The organism is Streptomyces sp. NPDC020875 (assembly GCF_040641415.1).
In the GTDB taxonomy this organism is placed as follows: Bacteria; Actinomycetota; Actinomycetes; order Streptomycetales; family Streptomycetaceae; genus Streptomyces.
Genome location: NZ_JBFADP010000127.1, coordinates 1 through 3,495, shown reverse-complemented (window position 1 = coordinate 3,495; position 3,495 = coordinate 1). Strand labels below are relative to the sequence as shown.

The following is a 3,495-nucleotide window of genomic DNA, read 5'->3' as shown; positions in this document are numbered from 1 at the left end:
GTTGGCGGCTTGTTTGAGGCGGGGTGTGTCGAGGGGTCCTTCGAGTTCGAGGGTGATCTGGACGATGTAGACGTCGGGGGATTCCTCGTCGTAGAGGGCGTGGAAGAGCAGTCCTTCCTGCAACGGCGCCAAAGGCAGGATGTCGGCCGTCTCCAGCTCCGCCCCGATCGCGTCGATCTCCGCCTGGTCCAGGGCGACCAGCGGTACGTCCGACGGGGTCAGCCCGCCTGAGTCCGGCTCCGCCGCGTGCTCGGCGAGCAGCCCCAGCGCCCGGACCCAGCCGTCCCCGAGAGCTCGTACGCCGTCCTCGTCGAGCAGCCCGCCCGGCCAGGCGAAGGCGAAGGTCAGCCGAGGTCCGTCGGGCCCGTCCAGAGTGACGGCGTTGACCGAGAGCGCATGCGTGAGCGGCATCTCCGGATGGGCGCCGCCCCCGACCGCCGCCGCCCCCGGTACCGGAGCCCAGTCGGCGTCGCCCGGTACCGGGAACCGCCCGAGATAGTTGAAGGCGATCTGCGGACGCGGCGCCCCGGCGAGCCGCCCGGCGGTCTCCGGATCGAGTCGGCGCAGCAGCCCGTACCCGAGGCCGTACCCGGGAACGGCGATCCCCTGCTCCTTCACCCGCTTCAGCGCCGCACCCGCCGCCGGACCGCTCAACGGCGCCGTACCGGTATCGATCCGCCGGGGCCGCACATTGGTGAACCAGCCGACCGTACGGGAGAGATCGAGCCCGGCCACCAGATCGTGACGGCCGTGCCCTTCGAGGTCGACCAGCAGGGACCCGTCGTCCTCGGCGCCCGACTCCCGCCGCCACGCGTGGTACGCGAGCCCCAGCGCCGTCAGCAGTACGTCGTCCGCGCCGCAGCGGAACCGGGCCGGCACTGCCGCGAGCACGACCCTGGTCAGCTCGGGCGGCAGGGTCCACGAGCGGGTGGCCGCGGTTCCCACGGTGTCCCGGCGGGGATCGAGGGGCCGTCCGCCGAGCGGGGGCTCCGGCTCGCCCAGGATCTCGGTCCACATGTCCAGCTCCCCGACCCGTTCCGGGTCCCGGGCGGCTTCGGCGAGCAGCAGCGACCACTGCCGGAAGGACGTCCCCACGGCGGGCAGCCGGGGCTCGTCCCCGGCGGACACCGCCCGCCAGGCCGTTTCCACATCGGCCAGCAGTACGCGCCACGAGACGCCGTCCACCACCAGATGGTGGACCAGGAGCAACAGCGCGCCGGGCGCCCCGGGGCCCCCGTCGAACCAGACGGCCCGCAGCATCACGCCCCCGGCCGGGTCCAGCTCGCGCCGTGCCCCGGCGGCGGCCTCGGCGAAGACGGCCGGGTCGGCCTGGGCCGCGCCGGGCAGTTCGGTCCTGGTCAGCAGCGGACCGGCGGAGACGCTCCCCGGCTCGGGGACGACCAGCCGGGCGTCCGGCCCCGTACCGGCGAGGCGGGCCCTGAGCATGTCGTGCCGGTCGAGTACCGCCTGCAAGGTACGGACCAGGGAGTCCGTGGTAGCCCCGGCGGGCGTTCGGACCACCGTCGACTGATGGAACTCCCCGAAGCCCGGACCGTCGACACCGAAGTCGAGCATCACCGGGGTGAGCGGTACGTCCCCGACTCCGTCGCCGTTCCTCTCGGGCCCGGCGCCGGTCGGGGCGTCCGGGTTACGGGCCACGGCCGCGAGTCCGGCGACCGACTGATGCTGGAACACCTCGCCCGGGGTGATCACGACACCGCGTTCCCGCGCCCGGCTCACCAGCTGGATCGAGAGGATGCTGTCCCCGCCGAGCCGGAAGAAGTTGTCGTCGACACCCACCTTCGGCAGGCCGAGGACGTCGGCGAAGAGATCGGCGAGTATCCGCTCCCGCTCGGTGCCCGGCGCCCGGTCGGTGGTCCGCGCGCCGAAGTCCGGGGCGGGCAGGGCTCGGCGGTCCAGCTTTCCGTTGGCCGTCAGCGGCAGCTCGTCCAGGGTGACGAAGGCCGCCGGGACCATGTAGTCGGGCAGGACGCTCCCCAGCCGGTCCCGGAGCGCGGCGGTGTCGGGGACCGCCCCGGCGGCGGGGACGAGATAGGCCACCAGCCGGGTACTGCCCGAGCCCTCGCCGTACGGGACCACGGCGGCGCGGGCGATCCCGGGCCGCCCGGTCAGCACGGACTCGATCTCGCCGGGCTCGATCCGGAAGCCGCGCAGCTTCATCTGCTGGTCGGCGCGGCCCAGATAGTCGAGGACTCCCTCCGGGCTCCAGCGGGCCAGGTCCCCGGTGCGGTACATCCGGGTGCCGGGCGGGCCGTAGGGGTCGGCGACGAAGCGTTCGGCGGTGAGCCCCGGGCGGTCGAGATAGCCGCGGGCCAGACCGATACCGGAGATGTACAGCTCACCCGCGACACCCGGCGGGACCGGGCGGAGCCCGGCGTCGAGGACATGGACCCGGGTGTTGTCGAGCGGGCGGCCGATCGGGACCGTCGCCGGGTCGGGGCCGTCCGCCGGGATCCGGTAGCAGGTGGCGAAGGTGGTGCTCTCGGTCGGGCCGTAGCCGTCCACGACCGCGAGCCCGGGACAGGCCGCCCGGACCCGGGCCACCGCCCGCGGATCGACCACATCGCCGCCGGACCACAGTTCGCGCAGCCCCGTCAGGGCGTGCGGATTCTCCTGGGCGACGAGTTGGAAGAGCCCCGCCGTCAGCCAGAGCGCCGTGATCCCGTACCGGTCGATCAGGTCCGCCAGCTCGGCGGCCCCCAACTGGCCGGGCGGAGCGACGACGACCTCACCGCCGGAGAGCAGCGGAACCCAGATCTCGTAGGTCGCGGCGTCGAAGGAGTGCCGGGAGTGGAAGAGCACCCGCCGGTGGTTCCCGTTCCGCCAGACCCGGTCGGCGGCGAGCCCGGCGATCGCCGAGTGGGGGACGGCCACCCCCTTCGGCCGGCCGGTGGACCCGGAGGTGTACATGATGTACGCGAGCTGTCGCTCGTCACCTGCCACGGCCATCGGCTCGGGGCCGTGCTCCGGGTGGTCGAGGGTCTCGCCGACGTGGACCGGCCGGATGCCGTCGGGCAGCTCGGCGTCCGGGCCCGGGGCCGGGTCGGTGATCACCGTCCGGGCACCGGTCTCCCGGAGGAAGTCGTTCCGTCGCGCCAGGGGATCCCGGATGTCCAGCGGCAGATAGTGCGCACCCGCCTTCAGCACCGCCAGCAGGGCGACCAGCAGATCGGCGGAGCGGTCCAGCAGGACGCCCACGGTCTCCTCGGGCCGTACCCCGGCCGCGATCAGGACGGCGGCCAGCCGTCCGGCACGTTCGTCCAGCTCCTGGTAGGTCAGCTTCTCGGTACCCGAGCGGACGGCGATCGCCGAAGGGGTCCGGTTCGCCTGGTCCGCGAAGAGCTGATGGACTGTCCGGCCCGCCCCCGGGACCGGTACCTCCGTGGTGTTCCAGTGGGTGAGTTGTTGGTGTTCTTGGGGGGTGAGGGTGTTGATGTGGTGGATGGGGGTGTGGGGGTTTTGGGTGATGGTGTG

The 3,495-nt window shown here is 73.4% G+C and carries 1 protein-coding gene; it reads right to left on the bottom strand.

What is annotated here, in order from left to right; all coding sequences use genetic code 11:
* On the bottom strand, positions 1-3,495 hold a 3,495-nt coding region (locus AB0G74_RS34240; protein ID WP_361154606.1), incomplete at both ends, for an amino acid adenylation domain-containing protein.